At 30.9% G+C, this 15,521-nt stretch carries 17 protein-coding genes and 1 pseudogene; all 18 read right to left on the reverse strand.

Annotated features, from left to right (window positions below):
- Positions 1 to 596: aminotransferase class I/II-fold pyridoxal phosphate-dependent enzyme (locus ABI549_RS05635; protein WP_348075480.1), on the reverse strand; the 596-nt coding region annotated here is incomplete at its 3' end.
- A gap of 2 nt (positions 597 to 598) precedes the next feature.
- Positions 599 to 1,255 (reverse strand): NeuD/PglB/VioB family sugar acetyltransferase, encoded by a 657-nt coding sequence (locus ABI549_RS05640; RefSeq protein ID WP_348075481.1) that lies wholly within the window; start codon positions 1,253 to 1,255, stop codon positions 599 to 601.
- Positions 1,233 to 1,961, reverse strand: coding sequence for an SDR family oxidoreductase (locus ABI549_RS05645; RefSeq protein ID WP_348075482.1), 729 nt, complete (start codon positions 1,959 to 1,961; stop codon positions 1,233 to 1,235). Before ABI549_RS05645 ends, ABI549_RS05640 begins: the two co-directional genes overlap by 23 nt.
- Positions 1,962 to 1,963: 2 nt before the next feature.
- On the reverse strand, positions 1,964 to 3,043 hold the full coding sequence (locus tag ABI549_RS05650; RefSeq protein WP_348075483.1) for an SRPBCC family protein: 1,080 nt from the start codon (positions 3,041 to 3,043) through the stop codon (positions 1,964 to 1,966).
- Between the two features lie 3 nt (positions 3,044 to 3,046).
- Positions 3,047 to 4,099 carry a ketoacyl-ACP synthase III gene (locus ABI549_RS05655; RefSeq protein ID WP_348075484.1) on the reverse strand — a complete coding sequence of 351 codons (1,053 nt, stop codon included), beginning with the start codon at positions 4,097 to 4,099 and terminating at the stop codon, positions 3,047 to 3,049.
- Position 4,100: 1 nt separating this feature from the next.
- Positions 4,101 to 4,331 carry a phosphopantetheine-binding protein gene (locus ABI549_RS05660; RefSeq protein ID WP_348075485.1) on the reverse strand — a complete coding sequence of 77 codons (231 nt, stop codon included), beginning with the start codon at positions 4,329 to 4,331 and terminating at the stop codon, positions 4,101 to 4,103.
- Positions 4,332 to 4,343: 12 nt separating this feature from the next.
- Positions 4,344 to 5,348, reverse strand: coding sequence for a ketoacyl-ACP synthase III (locus tag ABI549_RS05665; protein WP_348075486.1), 1,005 nt, complete (start codon positions 5,346 to 5,348; stop codon positions 4,344 to 4,346).
- Between the two features lie 22 nt (positions 5,349 to 5,370).
- A pseudogene (locus tag ABI549_RS05670) lies at positions 5,371 to 5,544 on the reverse strand (pyridoxal phosphate-dependent aminotransferase); the annotation flags it as partial.
- Entirely contained in the window at positions 5,537 to 6,154 is a 618-nt protein-coding gene (locus tag ABI549_RS05675) for an acetyltransferase (protein WP_348075487.1), read from the reverse strand. The gene ABI549_RS05675 and the pseudogene ABI549_RS05670, both read right to left, overlap by 8 nt.
- Positions 6,144 to 6,746 carry a sugar transferase gene (locus ABI549_RS05680; protein WP_348075488.1) on the reverse strand — a complete coding sequence of 201 codons (603 nt, stop codon included), beginning with the start codon at positions 6,744 to 6,746 and terminating at the stop codon, positions 6,144 to 6,146. The genes ABI549_RS05675 and ABI549_RS05680 overlap by 11 nt, the downstream gene beginning before the upstream one ends.
- Positions 6,739 to 7,944 (reverse strand): glycosyltransferase family 4 protein, encoded by a 1,206-nt coding sequence (locus ABI549_RS05685; RefSeq protein ID WP_348075489.1) that lies wholly within the window; start codon positions 7,942 to 7,944, stop codon positions 6,739 to 6,741. Before ABI549_RS05685 ends, ABI549_RS05680 begins: the two co-directional genes overlap by 8 nt.
- Positions 7,945 to 7,956: 12 nt before the next feature.
- On the reverse strand, positions 7,957 to 9,096 hold the full coding sequence (wecB, locus tag ABI549_RS05690; RefSeq protein ID WP_348075490.1) for a UDP-N-acetylglucosamine 2-epimerase (non-hydrolyzing): 1,140 nt from the start codon (positions 9,094 to 9,096) through the stop codon (positions 7,957 to 7,959).
- Between the two features lie 26 nt (positions 9,097 to 9,122).
- Complete coding sequence (locus ABI549_RS05695; RefSeq protein ID WP_348075491.1) at positions 9,123 to 10,241, reverse strand: NAD-dependent epimerase/dehydratase family protein; 1,119 nt, start codon at positions 10,239 to 10,241, stop codon at positions 9,123 to 9,125.
- Between the two features lie 20 nt (positions 10,242 to 10,261).
- A complete protein-coding gene (locus tag ABI549_RS05700) occupies positions 10,262 to 10,696 on the reverse strand; it encodes a dTDP-4-dehydrorhamnose 3,5-epimerase family protein (RefSeq protein ID WP_348075492.1) in 435 nt (144 codons plus the stop codon).
- Positions 10,697 to 11,743, reverse strand: coding sequence for a polysaccharide biosynthesis protein (locus tag ABI549_RS05705; protein ID WP_348075493.1), 1,047 nt, complete (start codon positions 11,741 to 11,743; stop codon positions 10,697 to 10,699).
- Position 11,744: 1 nt separating this feature from the next.
- Positions 11,745 to 12,545 (reverse strand): glycosyltransferase, encoded by an 801-nt coding sequence (locus ABI549_RS05710; RefSeq protein ID WP_348075494.1) that lies wholly within the window; start codon positions 12,543 to 12,545, stop codon positions 11,745 to 11,747.
- Between the two features lie 7 nt (positions 12,546 to 12,552).
- On the reverse strand, positions 12,553 to 13,860 hold the full coding sequence (locus ABI549_RS05715) for an O-antigen polymerase (RefSeq protein ID WP_348075495.1): 1,308 nt from the start codon (positions 13,858 to 13,860) through the stop codon (positions 12,553 to 12,555).
- Positions 13,861 to 15,306, reverse strand: coding sequence for a polysaccharide biosynthesis C-terminal domain-containing protein (locus tag ABI549_RS05720; RefSeq protein WP_348075496.1), 1,446 nt, complete (start codon positions 15,304 to 15,306; stop codon positions 13,861 to 13,863). It lies immediately after the preceding gene.
- Between the last annotated feature and the right edge of the window lie 215 nt (positions 15,307 to 15,521).

A 15,521-nucleotide genomic window follows, 5' to 3' on the forward strand; every position in this document is an offset into this window, starting at 1 on the left:
CCTCCAGAAGTAGTTATGATTTTATTCCCATTAAACGACAAAACACTTATTTCACCAAATGTTCCGCATTTTTGCATTTTGTATGAACTTCCTAATGCTTCTGCACTATCTTCAAGAATTGGGATTTGATATTTGTTTGAAATGGCTTGAATTTCATCAATCTTATAAGGCATTCCATAAAGATGTACTGCAATAATTGCTTTTGGTTTTTTACCTTTTGATATTCTGTCTAAAATAGCCTTTTCAAGAGTAACCGGGCACATATTCCAAGTATCTAACTCACTATCTATAAAAATTGGAGTAGCTCCCAAATACATAATAGGATTAGCAGAAGCTGAAAATGTCATACTCTGACAAATAACTTCGTCACCAGGCTTAACATCTAATAAAATTAATCCAAGATGCAAAGCCGCTGTTCCAGAACTTAAAGCAGCTACATGAGAATTTTTTCCTATATAACTTTCTAAATCTTTTTCAAAATTAGTTACATTTGGTCCAAGTGGCGCTACCCAATTCGTTTCAAAAGCTTCATTAACAAATTTTTGTTCGTTTCCTCCCATGTGTGGAGAAGAAAGCCATATTTTTGAATTATTCATTTTTAAAATATTTTTTTTGCAGGGTTTCCAAAATAACTTCCTGATTGCTTTATAGAACGAATCACTACAGAACCGGCTCCTATTACTGTATTGTCTGGAATTTTTACCCCTGGTAAAATAACTGCATTTGAACCTATAAAAACATTTTTTCCTATATGAGCTCCACCGCCAATATCTACATTAGCCATAATACTGGTACAATCACCAACAAATACATCATGACCTATTTGTGATCCGTTATTAACAAATACTAAATTACCAATATTGGCATCACATGATATTATTGAATATGGAAGAACTACCACCCCTATCCCTAAAGTAGTTCTAGCTCCTATTAAAGCTGTATTATGAAAATATGATGCAAACTTAATGTTGTATTCCTGAGCATCTTTCCATAAATTTTCTTTAAAATTACAATCTGCAATTCCTACTATAAAAAAATTATCATTAGAAACTTTAGAAAAATCTATTCTATCAACTATTAAAGATTTTAATTCTGAATTTTCTGCAACTATAATACCATTTAAATAAAATCCTTTAATTTTAAATTTACTTTTAGAATCTGGATTTAAATTAATCCAATTTTCTATTTCTCTGGCTAAGCCTCCAGCTCCAATTATAATTGTTTCTTGACTACTACTGTATTGAGTATCCTCCATCTATTTTTATATTTTGTCCTGTTATCCAACGACTATTATCTGATAATAAAAACACAAGAAGTGGAATCACATCTTCTACTTGACCGATATCTAAAGGGTGCATGTTTTTAATTCTTTGAATATTATCTTGATCTATTTGTGAAAATAGTTTCTGTGTCATTGGCGTGTTTACAACTCCTGGAGAAATTGCATTTACTCTAAATTTACGTTTTGCTAATTCTAGTGCCGAAGATTTTACCAATCCTAAAATTGCAGCTTTTGTAGAACAATATCCTATCTTTCCTGGCTGGCCTAATTCGCCCATTACTGAGGATATAAAAACTACACTTGAACCATCATTCGAATATTTTTTTTTGGAAAAAAAACGCAACAATTCTATTCCAGAAAAAACATTAATATTAAATATTTTTTGAATATTCTCAGGTGTATAAAGTGTTATGGGCATTGTTTCTTCTATTCCTGCACAATGAACAAAACCATCTAGTTTTTCTCCATTTAATGCTTCTTCGAATATGGTATTGTATTGAGAAAAATCATTTAAATCAAGTTTTACAAATAAAAATTTTGCTGATTTTAAATTTTCTATTTTATCTTCATCTCGACCTACTGCAATAACTTTGCAATTATTTTCTAACAAATATTTGCATAAGGCTAGTCCTATTCCAGAAGTTGCACCAGTAATTAATATTATTTTATCTTTAATCATAACTAATATTGAATATACAGTTTGTATCTTTCTTGAAAATGTCCAACCCTTGCTTCTTCATCACTCAATTGTCCATCGTAATTAGAATATTTAACTCCTTTTTGAACCTCTTGACAAATTACTTTATCTTCATCAAAAACCTTACGATTAAAATTAATTAAGGAATCGTGAAACATTTTTTCTATAACCTCATTTTTATCTTCTTCCTCTTTTTTTGTCACAAAAACATAGCTTTTAAACAACGTTACACCTTCGCTAATAGGAATTATATGAGATAAATTAAACGAAACCCCGTATGTAGAAGAGATTAAAATATTTGGGAAAATTATTAGGTGTTTATATCCTTCAATTTTATAATCTCTTTTTTGATAGGGTTTATAAATTTTTGATTGTTTTCCTTCATTCTCTTTTATTAATACTGGTGCATCCCACAAAGAATTATCTTTATCAAAAGTAAAATCTAAACCTTCTGCCCCTAATTTTTGAAAAGTCTCGGAATGTATTAAAGCAACATGGTAACTTTCGAGAGTATTTTCGACTATGATTTTCCAGTTAGCTTCGATCTCTATTTCATTTATATCAATTAATTGACCAAAACTGTTTGTCATTTTTTCGATTTCTTTGTAAAACTTACCTAGAAAATCACTTAAAGAAACATCATCTTTTTTAATTTTAACAAAAACTAACGATCCGCAAATTTCGATTTTATATTCCTCAAGCTTCAAACATTCGAGTTCTTCGGTCGTAAAGTTAAATAATGGTTTTTTAGGAATACCAAATGGAATTCCTTTTTCATTATAAGCCCAACCATGATAAGGGCACATTAAGGCTCTATTTCCTTTTTGAGTAGTTTGAATAATTGAATGTCTATGTGAACAAACATTTTTAAATGCTCTAATAGTACCTTTCAAATTTTGAACAACAACTGGAATTCCTGAAATATTTGAAACGATAAAGTCATTCACCTCATTGAAATCTGAAATGAATCCTACAAAATTCCATACTTGAGAAAAAAGGTTTGTTTTTTCATTTTCATAAGTACTTTTTTCAAAATACTCATTCGGTTTTATTAACGCTTTCATATTTTACATTTCAATTATTGGAAATATTTTTGCCGAAGATAAATTTAAAATACTATTTCCCCAATTTAATCCTGAACCATAGCCACTCATTAGAACTGTTTTACTTTTTTCTAGTTTTTCGGAATTTGAGCATATTAATAAGGGAATTGACACACCGCTTGTATTCCCGAATTTTGCTATGTTAAGTAACATTTTTTCAGATTCAACCTCTAATTTTGCAGCGATTTGCTTGATTATAAATTGATTTGACTGATGCAATAAGAAATAATCTACCTCGTTTTTTTGTGTGTGGGATTCTTTTAATAATTCTTCAATACTGGGAGCAATTTCTCGAAGTGTAAAATCGAAAACCCTTGGCCCATCCATTGCAAGATTAAGATTATTTTTAGAATTCCCTTTTTCGTCTTCTGTTTCGATAAGACTTTTAGATGTTATTGTGTTTCTATAACCTCCGTCAGGAATTTGAATTGCATCGGCATTGTTACCGTCGGAAAAGAAATTAAAAAATGATTTACTTTCTAAATCCCCTGTATTTTCTATCAAAACCGCAGTTGCTCCATCTCCAAAAAGCATGGTTGTACTACGATCTTTGTTTGATAGTATTTTAGATAACGTTTCTGCAACTACAAAAAGTACTTTTCCTTTTTTTATTGTTTTTGCAATTGCAAAAGAAGTACTTAACCCTTGTATAAAACCTGCACAACCAGCATTTATATCTAAACACAGTGTACTTTGTTTGAGTCCTAATTTGTGTTGTAAAATATTTGATGTAAATGGAATTTTATAATCTGGTGTTTGACTCAGAAAAATCAAACAATCAATTTCGTCTTTATTTATTTTATATTTTTCGAATAAGTTTATTGCTGCTGCAAATCCTAAATCTGAAGCTGTAATATTTTTGTCTGCCCATCTTCTCTCTAAAATTCCAACCGTTTTTTCAAATACTCTAATTTCTTTTGGTGACAATAAATCACCAAAAGAATCATTCCCTATTTTATTTTTAGGAACACAAGCACTGATTGCTTTTATCTCAACACCTTCGAAATCTTGAATCATGTTAATTAAATTTTTCTGCCCCTATCTTATCTATTAATGAATCTATAGTTGTTAATGCATCCAAATCATTTGATGTAAGCGTTACACTAAATTCATTTGAGACATACCCTATTAATAACATTGCTGTCATAGAATCCCACTCTTCTAAGTCTTTTATGTTTGTTGTATTTTCTAAATTTCCTTCAATTTCTAATTCTTCTTTTAATCCTAAAATAAATTCTTGAATTGTCATATTTTACTTCTTTTATAATTTATTATTTATTTTTATTAATCCTCCAGACCAAGACAAGCCTACACCAAAGCCAACTATAATTACATTTTGACTTTTACTGATTCTTTGGCTGTATTTTTTTAGAGCAATAGGAATGGTACATGAAACTGTATTACCTCCGTCCTCTAAGTCAATATAAAAATTTTCGGGTTTTATCTTTAATCTCTTACGCATAAAATTTAGCATAAATTTATTTGCTTGATGAAATACATACTGATCTACATCATCAATCTGTAAGTTGTTTTTTACCAAAATTTCTTTTGCGAAATCTGGAATTACTTCATTAGTAAAATTAAAAACTTCTGGTCCATTCATATACAAATGATTATTTGTATATGTGTTTTCTGTACCGTATTGAATTTCTAACGGGTTATTTTCTAAAGGAAATCTACTACATCCATTTTTTACTATTAGTTTATCATAACCAGATCCATCAGTACCAAAAAGAAAATTCACTACATTCTCTTCTTCTGTATAAGATATTAAAGTTGCTGCTGCTGCATCTCCAAAAATAGCTCTATTAGAACGATCTTTGGGGTGCAAATATTTTGAATATGTTTCGGCAGTAACCAAAAGCACATTTTTAGCCTGACCAGAATTAATTAATGCTTTTGCAAAACTAACACCATAAGTAAAACCTGAACATCCCAAATTAAAATCAAATGCACCAATATTCTTTCTTAGCCCAAGCTGGTCTTGTAACAGACATGCTGTTGTAGGTAAAAAATATTCAGGACTTTGTGTACAATACAAAACATAATCTATATCTTCTTTATTGTTGTTTCGAAACAATTTATCACAAGCTTTCTTAGCAAGGTCAAAAGCAGTTTCATTTTCCTGAACCCAATATCTGTTTCTAATTCCTACTTTTTCCTCGAATTTAGCAAAATCATAATCTGGAAATTGCTTTAATAAGTCATCATTACTTATTTTTTGTTCAGGAAAAATATATTCTATTGCCTTTATTGTTGCTCCCATATTAGTTTCCAGTAAACGGTTCGGTTAAGCTGACGTCATTATGATTTTCACCTATATAACTTTCTATATCTTTTTCAAAATTAGTTACATTAGGTCCAAGTGGATCTACCCAATTCGTTGCAAATGCTTCGTTAACAAATTGTTGTTCGTTTCCGCCCATGTGCGGCGAAGAAAGCCATATTTTTGAATTATTCATTTTCATTTACTTTAATTATTCTTCCTGGATTCCCGACAATTACCGAATAATCTGGCACATCTTTTATAATAACAGATCCTGCACCAACAGTAACCCATTTACCAATTTTTATCCCTTGTATTATAGTGGCACCAATACCTATTTGGGATCCTTCTCCAACCACAACCGCTCCTGCTAATGAAGCATTTGGACAAATATGTACAAAATTACTAATAATACAATCATGCTCTACGATCGCTCCAGTATTTACTATACAATGATTTCCTATTTTTGTATCTGAGTTGATAATTACTCCTGCCATAACTACACTACCTTTACCAATAATCACACTTTTAGAAATTATAGATTTTGGATGGATGGCAGTCACAAAATTAGCCTGATATTTATCTGATATTTTTTTTCTAACTTTATTATTCCCAATAGACAAAATCATATTTTGTATACTGGAAAAATCAAATTCACTTGCGTTTAAAATACTAAATCCAAGAATTCTGTTTAATTTTGGCGCATCATCAATTACAACTTTTATAATTTGATTGTTTGATTGTAAAATATCGATAATAACTTTACAATGCCCACTTGCCCCATATAAGATTATATTATTCTCCATTGAATGGTTCTATTGTTGCTGCATTTGCTGCATTTATACCTTCTTTTCTTATCACTTTCAAGAGTGTTTTAAACAAGATTCTTACATCTACTAAAAACGAACAGTGATCTACATACCAAACGTCTAGTTCGAATTTTTTGTCCCACGATATGGCATTCCTCCCATTTACTTGCGCCCAGCCTGTTATTCCTGGCTTTACTTCATGCCGTCTGTTCTGAAAATCACTATACAAATGTAAGTATTGAGTTAACAAGGGTCTTGGACCAATCAGACTCATATCTCCTTTTAAAACATTAATGAGTTGCGGTAATTCATCTAATGATGTTTTTCGTACAAAAGAACCAATTTTAATCAATCGATCCGCATCAGAAAGTAGATTTCCATTGGTATCTTTTTTATCATTCATGGTTTTAAATTTCACAATCTTGAATATCTTCCCATTCTTTCCCGGTCGTCTTTGAATAAAAAATGGTTTTCCATTATTGGCAAGAATCAGAAATACAGTCACTAATAAAAATATCGGTAAAAGAAGAACTACACCAAATAATGAAGCTGTAAAGTCTATAATCCGTTTTAAAAATAATTTATACATCTAATCTATTTTTAATTAAAGAATAAGAACGGTCCACTTTATACTCTCTTTGCAGTAAATCCCATGCGTTTTGCTTCATCTGGTTAAATTCATTTACATCAGAAATCATTACGTCAATAATTTGATTCATTTTGTTGATATCTCCAGAAATTACGGCAGAACCACATTTATTTTCTTCGATGACTGAACCAATATCAGTATGTACATCTGTTGCAGCAATAATAGGCATTTTCATTTCGAGATAAGAAAGCAGTCGTGATGGGAAATTAGGAATAGTAAAATCTTTATGGAGAAAAATAAGACCTACATCACAAGCGTTTAACAACAAATCATATTCTTGTTTTGGCAATCCAGATAGTAGCAAAGCATTTTGAGGATTTTGTGTCTGGAACCACTTTTCGATGCGATTATATTCGGTGCCTGATCCTATTACTAGAAAAAAAATAGCTGAATTCTCATTATATTGAATAGTTTCTAAAAGAAAATCTACTCCTTGCGGTCTTCCTAAATTTCCTCCGTAAACAAATATTTTTTTATCCAAAGGCAAACCGTACTTTTCCTTAATGACCTGTTTTTCTTCCTGATTCTGAACCAAAATAAAAGGTTCAATTGAGTTTGGATTTACTTCTACTCGATTTGAATTTATGTTTAGATTGTGTTGTATAATATAATTTTTATTAGCTTCAGACATGCATCCAATCGAGTCAGAGAGTTGGTAAAGTTCCTGCTCTTTTCTTAAAAACATTTTATGCAAAAAACCTCCTTTTTTCAACATTTTCATATCTACTGCATTTTGAGGAAAAATATCCTTGAGCAACAAATAAGAATATGCATGGTCTCTTTTCTTAATAAAATGAATCACTTTTGAAAAGGTAATGGGAGGCGTCGAATAAATAATAAGATCGAATTTTATATCCGAAAAATGCTTTTTTATGGCATACAGAAACTGGTATTCTATCGCTAAAGTTCCCAATCCTTTTTCTATAATATTAGTTTTTTGAAGATTTAAGGTTCTAACGCTTAAAATAGACCCTACCTTTTCATTTCGAAGATTTGTTTTTTGCTTTTCTCTTCTTTCAATAGGGCAAACAGCAAAAACTTCGTGACCTTCCTGAGAAAATTTCCTCAACAAATCCGTGTAAATTCCTCTATCGTTCAAGGAATTGATTTTTACCATGGTCAAAAAAAGTACTTTCATTTATTAATTCTATTATAGTTCTCTCCAAACCGTTCTTCTAATATAATCAGTATAACTCAAAATAATACGAACCATTTTTTCCGAAACATTCGGCATGGAATAATCAGATACAGGTCTGAAATTACGTTCTTTACCTATTTTCTGATATTGCAGTTGCACCAATCCTTGCATAATTCTTTCAGGGCTCAAACCAACCATCATTACAGAAGTTTCTTCCATAGCTTCCGGTCGTTCATGCGCATCACGAATATTTAATGCCCGAAAATTTAAAACCGAAGATTCTTCGGAAATAGTACCACTATCGGATAAAACGGCAAAAGATTTCATTTGTAAAGCATTATAGTCATTAAATCCTAGTGGCTTTAAGAACTGAACATTTTTATGCATTTGAATATTCTTTTTTTCAATCATGTTTCTCGTTCGTGGGTGAGTACTTACAATAATCGGGTAATCATATTTTGCAGCAATCAAATTCAAACTATCCATCAAACCCTGAAAGTTTTTTTCACTATTTATATTTTCTTCCCGATGAGAAGAAACCACAAAAAACTTACCTTCTTCCAACTCCAATCTTTCTAAAACATCTGACGCTTCTATGGAAGGCAGGTAATAGTTCAAAACTTCAAACATAGGAGAACCTGTTTTGATAATCCTGTCTGCCGGCAAGCCTTCTCTTAATAAATATTCCCGAGCTATATCACTGTAGGTCAGGTTTACATCAGAAACATGATCTACAATTTTACGATTGGTTTCTTCAGGAACACGCTGATCAAAACAACGATTTCCAGCTTCCATATGAAAAATGGGAATATGTCTTTTTTTAGCAGGAATAGCGCACAGACAACTGTTAGTATCTCCTAAAACCAAAAATGCGTCCGGATTTTCACTTTCCAATAAAGGGTCGATTTTGATTAAAATCTGACCAACCGTTTCGGTAGCAGTTGCACCAGCTGCATTAAGAAAAAAATCAGGTTTACGAATACCCAAATCATCAAAGAAAATCTGATTGAGTTCATAATCATAATTTTGACCGGTATGAACAATAATGTGCTCAATGGCATCAGAATAATCCAAAGCGGCCATTACTCTTGACAATCTTATGATTTCTGGTCTTGTTCCAACCACTGTCATTACTTTAAGTCTTGATTTCATATGATATAGAGAATAATTTTATTGTATTAAACGTTTTCAAAATAAGTATCCGGATCGTTTGGATCATAAAATTCATTAATCCAAAAAATGGTATATAATTCTTCATCTCCAACATTTTTAATGTTATGGGTATACCAAACAGGCATATCAACATAGGCGGGATCTATACCATCCAGATAAAAATCCAGCACATCTTCAGTGCCAATTTGTCTCAGTTGAATTAATGCTTTTCCTTTAATTACGGCGAAACGTTCAATTTTTCTGGTATGAAAATGATTCCCTCGTGTAATCCCGGGAACTGTTGTGGAAAAAGAAACCTGTCCACCCACATTTAACCGAATAACCTCAACAAAAGCACCTCTTGAATCTTTATGTTGTGTAAATTTCACTGGAAAATGAATTGAAAAATCCATATAACAGCGAAAAGTATTGAATAGATTTACTTCAAACATACTGTTTAATTCTGGAATAATACCATTATCCTGATATTCAACTTTATATTTTTCAAGAAGAAAAAGCAATGTGGAAACTTTTGATTCTGAAGTATGAGCTACTAAAACCTGATTTTTACTTTCTTTACTTCTAATTTCTTTTAAAATTTCATCAACTAGCTCACCAACATAAATGAGTTTTAAATCGCCATCAACCTCAATTTTCGGCTTTTCATTACATGCCAATTTATGACAAAAAGTAGCAATAACCGAATTATAATTTGGGCAACCAAAAGGCCCGAAGACATTTGGGATAATCATGCCCGTAAATTTACCCTCGGAATTTTTAGCCCATTCGACCATTAATTCCCTTCCTTCTTTCTTAGATTTCCCATAAAGGTTGTCTTTTTCTTCTTGTGTTGAAGAAGAAAATAAAACATGAGCTTTACTTTTGGTTTTGGTTAAGGCGGAAACTAATTTTTGAACCAATCCAAGGTTTGTATCATAAATTATTTGTGGATCATTGTGTCTATTCATTGCTGCCAAATGCACAATTACATCACACTGTGATACAAAATCATTTAACTTATTTTCATCTTCAAAAAAATATTTTTCAAAATCAATTCTTTCGAACTCTTCTGAAAAAAGCCCTAAAGTATTGTACAAATGTTTGCCTACAAATCCAGCTTGCCCAGTAATCCCTACTTTTAACATCTTATTTTTTTATATTATAATTATATGTTCCAATCAAACCAGAACTTACTATCGAAACGAAAATTATCATTGGAAGATTCTTCCACGGTGAAATCTGAAAAAACCAGCATTTTTGAGTTAGGCTTTAAAGCTTTAAAACCGTTAGCAAAACCTGAAGGAATATACAAGATTTGGTTTTCCACTGCTTTAAGAACAAATGTTTTTACGCCCAGATCTAACCTTGGATTTTCCCAATCATCCGGACAAACCACAGCAACTAGAAAAGTTCCCAAAATAACCTGAAACCATTTTTGTTCCTTTTTATGTCCTTGCCAAGCTCTAATGATAGCTGTATCTGAATGTTCTATGCTGTAACATCTTCTGACTGCTTTTAAATCAAAATCATTCACAAAAGTAATCTTTCCCCGTTCGTCTTTGAATTGACCACCTTGAATTATTTGAGGTAATCCGTTCATCTATCCTGGCATTTGTGCTACATCTTCTCCAAAAACTTCTTTTCGAATTAGGGGTAATTTTATTAATAATTTTTTCATTCCTTCAACGCCTAATTGTTCCGTATTATGAGAATGATAATCTTCAATCAAAGCAATATCTTGTTCCCCTTCGGAAAAATATTGGGCATAGTTTAGATCTCTGTTATCAGCAGGAATTCGGTAAAACCCACCCATATCTTCTGCTTTTGCCATTTCTTCACGGGTGCATAAGGTTTCATATAATTTCTCACCATGGCGTGTCCCGATAATTTTCACTTCGTTTTCAGCTTTACATAAATCTTTTAGTGCTGACGCCAAATCATTGATAGTTCCGGCTGGAGCTTTATTGACAAATAAATCACCTTGATTCCCGTGTTCGAAAGCAAACAAAACCAATTCGACTGCCTCATCCAATGACATTAAAAATCGGGTCATTTTGGGATCGGTAATTGTTATCGTTTGCCCGGTTTTAATTTGGTTTAAAAACAACGGAATAACAGAACCTCGCGATGCCATTACGTTGCCATATCTTGTCAGACAAACCGTGGTTTTATTTTCATGTATGTTTCTGGAGGCTGCAATAGCTACTTTTTCCATTAATGCTTTAGAAATCCCCATGGCGTTAATCGGATAAGCGGCTTTGTCGGTGCTTAGGCAAATTATTTTTGAAACGCCATTAGCTACAGCAGCATCAATCGTGTTTTGAGTTCCAAATACATTAGTTTTGGTTGCTTCAATTGGAAAAAATTCACAGGAAGGCACCTGTTTTAAAGCGGCGGCATGAAACACGTAATCGACTCCACGCATGGCTCGTTCTATACTGCTGAAATCCCTAACGTCTCCAATATAAAATTTTAATTTGTCATTTTTATAAAGGTTACGCATATCGTCCTGCTTTTTTTCATCGCGAGAAAAAATACGAATCTCTTTGAAATGGTCTGTTGCTAGGAAACGATTCAAGACAGCCGTTCCAAAAGAACCTGTACCACCAGTAATAAGTAGAGTTTTACCTAATATATCTTTTACCATTTTATAAATATTTTTTATAAATCCTGTATGACCTTTGAATTACTTCATACTTGTATTTAGATTCCATTTTTGAAGTTGTAGCAGACTCATTATGATTGCATTTTAAGGATGGTTCATATACAATTTTACCTGCTACACTATCCATCTGCCCTGCTAATATAGCCTCTTCGCCATATAAAAACACATGATCCCAAAGCGCATTAAAATGTTGAAAGAAATTTGGCGTTAATACATAAAGTGCTCCAATTCCCATATGAATATATTTCCTTTCAGGATCAAATGCTTTATACTTTCTTTCAGTAGAATAGAAATTATTGATCAATTTAGCAACATAATAATTACTATAGTAAATTTTATATTTAAACTTTCTTAAGAAAGGCATTTTATTTATAACATGAGGGTTTTCATGTATTCCATCAATAGTAATTACATCAGGAGCAAGAACCATTTCAGCTTTCTTAATGGCTATACTTTCCAAGGTATCTAAAAAATCAGAAAAAAACACAAGATCATTATTTCCTACAATTTGATATTGATTATATTGATTTTCTATAGACCATTTAATACCTAAATTTAGTCCTTTAAAATACCCTAAATTGACTTCTGATCTTATCAAGATCACGTGCTCATTATTCAACTTATGAATATAGTCAATGAGATTATTTACATCTTCGTTTTGAGAAGCATTATCCACAACAACGATTTTAACATCGTGGTTATTTTTTATATTCAAGACATTGGAAATGTAATCCTGAGTTACTTTCGAGTTATTATAGTTTACACAAACAAAAGAGGCTTTCATAATCAAATTAATATTTAATTTTTATCATTTTAATCAAAACATAAGGCAATATCGCACTAATCAAAACAGAAGTATGCGCAGTTATTGACAGCAATGGGGTATGGAAAATAAAGGTATACAAAACAATCATAAAAGCAATGGATGCTATATCACCTTTAACTGCTTTTCTAAAAAAAACATTCGAAAGTGCACCTAATATCATCATTAGAAGAACTGTTCCAACTATTCCAAAATCGTCCATAAATTGCCTGAAAGCAGTAAATATATTAGTATCTTCATTCGGATCTACAGATGATATTCTCAAATAATTAACATAAATCCCTAAGGTATTTTTATGAATTCCCAACAATTCATACAAAGAACTAAAAGAGAACCTTCCCCAACCTAAATCCTGAAATCTATACTCATTCAAATAAGTACAAAATGCGGCTATTCCACCAAAAAGATACGCTTTGAAACTGGTTAATCCTTGTTCAATAATTTCGGAATTAAAACTAAAATCCTGAGACCTTAACATATCTCCTCCAACAAATATTATAGCAACAAATAAAACCAATCGAAAAGACGATTTTATCATTTTATATTCCGGCCCTTTAACAAAGGAAAGTTTTCCTGTCTCACTGGTTACATTCTTAAAAATCTGACGCCAAAATGACATAATAAATATTTGGAATAAGATCATCATAAATCCAGCACGACCAGCTTGTGTAATTCCCATGATAAGCATCGAAATGAAGGGCAATAAAAAAAACCATCTGAATTTATTATATAAAATAAAATGAACAAGAATTAGAATAATACTAGAGTAACCCAACAATAAAATAGCCCTTATAATTAAAGGTATGTTAATCTCTTCCAAAGCACCTCTAAGAGCCCAACCTGCGGTCAAAACATTAGACACCGAACCAAAATACCGAACAAAATATTGCAGATACAACAACGAGCCTAAAAAAGAAAGTGACCCTAATACGATTAAAATTAAATTAAATGTCCTGATTACTTTTTTCTGTTTAAAGATCTCTAAGTCAGCTTCCAAATTTACTTTATCAATAAATTGAAGGATTATGGAATTTCTTTCTTTTGACAAATACAAAAACATAAAAAGCTCTCCTATAAAGAAAGAAAATATAAAAATAACAAATAGCACAACTGCGTGTAAAGAAAAGTAATAATCAGACGCGACTAGAAATTTTAAAAATATAAACGTAATCCAGGTTATTGCTAAAAAACCCGTAGGTGTAAAGTAATAATTTGAAAATAATTTTCGGAGTAAAAAAATCAACCCTAACAAAATAAGAGATATAAAATAAAGCATTTATTTATTTATTAGCTTAAGCATGGATTTAATTTCTTTAGAACTTAAAAGAATTACAACAGTTAGAATAACAAAAATAAGCATTCTTGGAATTAAATACAAATCTTTATCTAACCCATAACGAGAAACAATAAAAGCAAAAACTATATATAAACCACTCTGAAACAAAAATACATACGGTATCTTAATTTTAAAAATCTCTTTAGAAAAATAATACGCCGTAACGCAATAAATTACCTGACAAAGCACTGAAACAATACACGCAGCCTTAACTCCATAAATGGGAATTAAAAAAACATTTAAAATAAGACTTAAAAGCCCGACGAGTAAAGCAATCTTCGTCATTAGAATAGTTCTCCCTTTAGTCTCAAGTCCTTTATGCAAATACATTGAAATGGTGCCAAAAAATATTGAAAGTAGGACTAGAATCATCAGGTCATTATCCAATAAATATTTCCCTTCTACAACCTGAGCTAACAACCAATCTCCGATTAATAATATCCCAATAAAAACAGGAGTAAATAAGGTAATTAGCAGTTTAATGTTTTGTACCAAAAGACCTTCAATTTCGACTTTAGCTGTATTGTCTTTAGACATTTGAATAATAATAGGATGTGAAGCCATTAATAAAGGCATAGTAATAAAACCCGACAAACCCACCGAAAGATCCCGAAAAGAAGCATAATTCGCTACTAATTTATTTACATTAAAATATTGAAACAAAATCCTATCCCCAATAGTATAAAATTGTGAAGCAAAAAACCAAACACATATAGGAAATCCATAAACAAGGACTCTTTTAGCAATACTAATATCAATAAAAGAAAAAACAGAGAAACTGAATAACAAACGGTAAATTTTATCAGAATACATAACATAATTACATGCTATAAAATAACTTAAAAAGAACACTATGATCACATCATATAAATTTTCTTTACTATAAAAATAACAGAACAAAACCCCTGTTATTTGTATTACGCTTTGAATAAGAGTTGATTTAATCTGAACTCCAACTCTTCTTTCAGCTTGTAAAAAACTATACAATAAGTTTAAAAAAGTTTGAGACAATAACAATAGTAATCCAATAATAATTAATCCGAAATTTTTTAACCCAAAATAACACACAAAAAAGAAGCCAATACCTCCTATAATGTAAAGAATAGCTTGCAAAGTGATCACATTTATCTTTAAGGCATCGAGTGAATTATGACTAAGATAATCAGGATAAAAAAAAAGTACGGAACTATTAATCCATCCACTAATTAATTGTCCAAACAATAAAATAGTTGCTGTTATGAAAGCGTAATTAGAGTAAAGTGAAATAGAAAGAGTTCTTGTTAAAAAATAAATCGTTAACAATCCAGAAATAGCTGGTAATATTTTTACAAACAAATATTTTAATACATCTTTATTTAAATTATTTTCATGTGATTTTTGACTCATGGCATCTTTCTAATTTTACAACATAACCGTTTCTATAAACGATTATCAATTTTAATAATTTATTTTAGTATTAAGTTACTATTAAAAAGTGATATTATCGTATTCTCTCTTACTGAAAATATAAACAAAAAGAACCAAAAAATTAGGTAAATAATAAATACTAATTTAGGTATTATTTTATTTTCTTTCGTAATTAATTTGTTCAGAATAAATAA

It is taken from the genome of Flavobacterium sp., from assembly GCF_039932285.1.
GTDB lineage: Bacteria > Bacteroidota > Bacteroidia > Flavobacteriales > Flavobacteriaceae > Flavobacterium.

Coding starts and splice junctions, on each gene's coding strand:
- ABI549_RS05640 (WP_348075481.1), bottom strand. CDS start 1,255: ATGGAGGATACTCAATACAGTAGTAGTCAAGAAACAATTATAATTGGA.
- ABI549_RS05645 (WP_348075482.1), bottom strand. CDS start 1,961: ATGATTAAAGATAAAATAATATTAATTACTGGTGCAACTTCTGGAATA.
- ABI549_RS05650 (WP_348075483.1), bottom strand. CDS start 3,043: ATGAAAGCGTTAATAAAACCGAATGAGTATTTTGAAAAAAGTACTTAT.
- ABI549_RS05655 (WP_348075484.1), bottom strand. CDS start 4,099: ATGATTCAAGATTTCGAAGGTGTTGAGATAAAAGCAATCAGTGCTTGT.
- ABI549_RS05660 (WP_348075485.1), bottom strand. CDS start 4,331: ATGACAATTCAAGAATTTATTTTAGGATTAAAAGAAGAATTAGAAATT.
- ABI549_RS05665 (WP_348075486.1), bottom strand. CDS start 5,348: ATGGGAGCAACAATAAAGGCAATAGAATATATTTTTCCTGAACAAAAA.
- ABI549_RS05675 (WP_348075487.1), bottom strand. CDS start 6,154: ATGGAGAATAATATAATCTTATATGGGGCAAGTGGGCATTGTAAAGTT.
- ABI549_RS05680 (WP_348075488.1), bottom strand. CDS start 6,746: ATGTATAAATTATTTTTAAAACGGATTATAGACTTTACAGCTTCATTA.
- ABI549_RS05685 (WP_348075489.1), bottom strand. CDS start 7,944: ATGAAAGTACTTTTTTTGACCATGGTAAAAATCAATTCCTTGAACGAT.
- wecB (WP_348075490.1), bottom strand. CDS start 9,096: ATGAAATCAAGACTTAAAGTAATGACAGTGGTTGGAACAAGACCAGAA.
- ABI549_RS05695 (WP_348075491.1), bottom strand. CDS start 10,241: ATGTTAAAAGTAGGGATTACTGGGCAAGCTGGATTTGTAGGCAAACAT.
- ABI549_RS05700 (WP_348075492.1), bottom strand. CDS start 10,696: ATGAACGGATTACCTCAAATAATTCAAGGTGGTCAATTCAAAGACGAA.
- ABI549_RS05705 (WP_348075493.1), bottom strand. CDS start 11,743: ATGGTAAAAGATATATTAGGTAAAACTCTACTTATTACTGGTGGTACA.
- ABI549_RS05710 (WP_348075494.1), bottom strand. CDS start 12,545: ATGAAAGCCTCTTTTGTTTGTGTAAACTATAATAACTCGAAAGTAACT.
- ABI549_RS05715 (WP_348075495.1), bottom strand. CDS start 13,860: ATGCTTTATTTTATATCTCTTATTTTGTTAGGGTTGATTTTTTTACTC.
- ABI549_RS05720 (WP_348075496.1), bottom strand. CDS start 15,306: ATGAGTCAAAAATCACATGAAAATAATTTAAATAAAGATGTATTAAAA.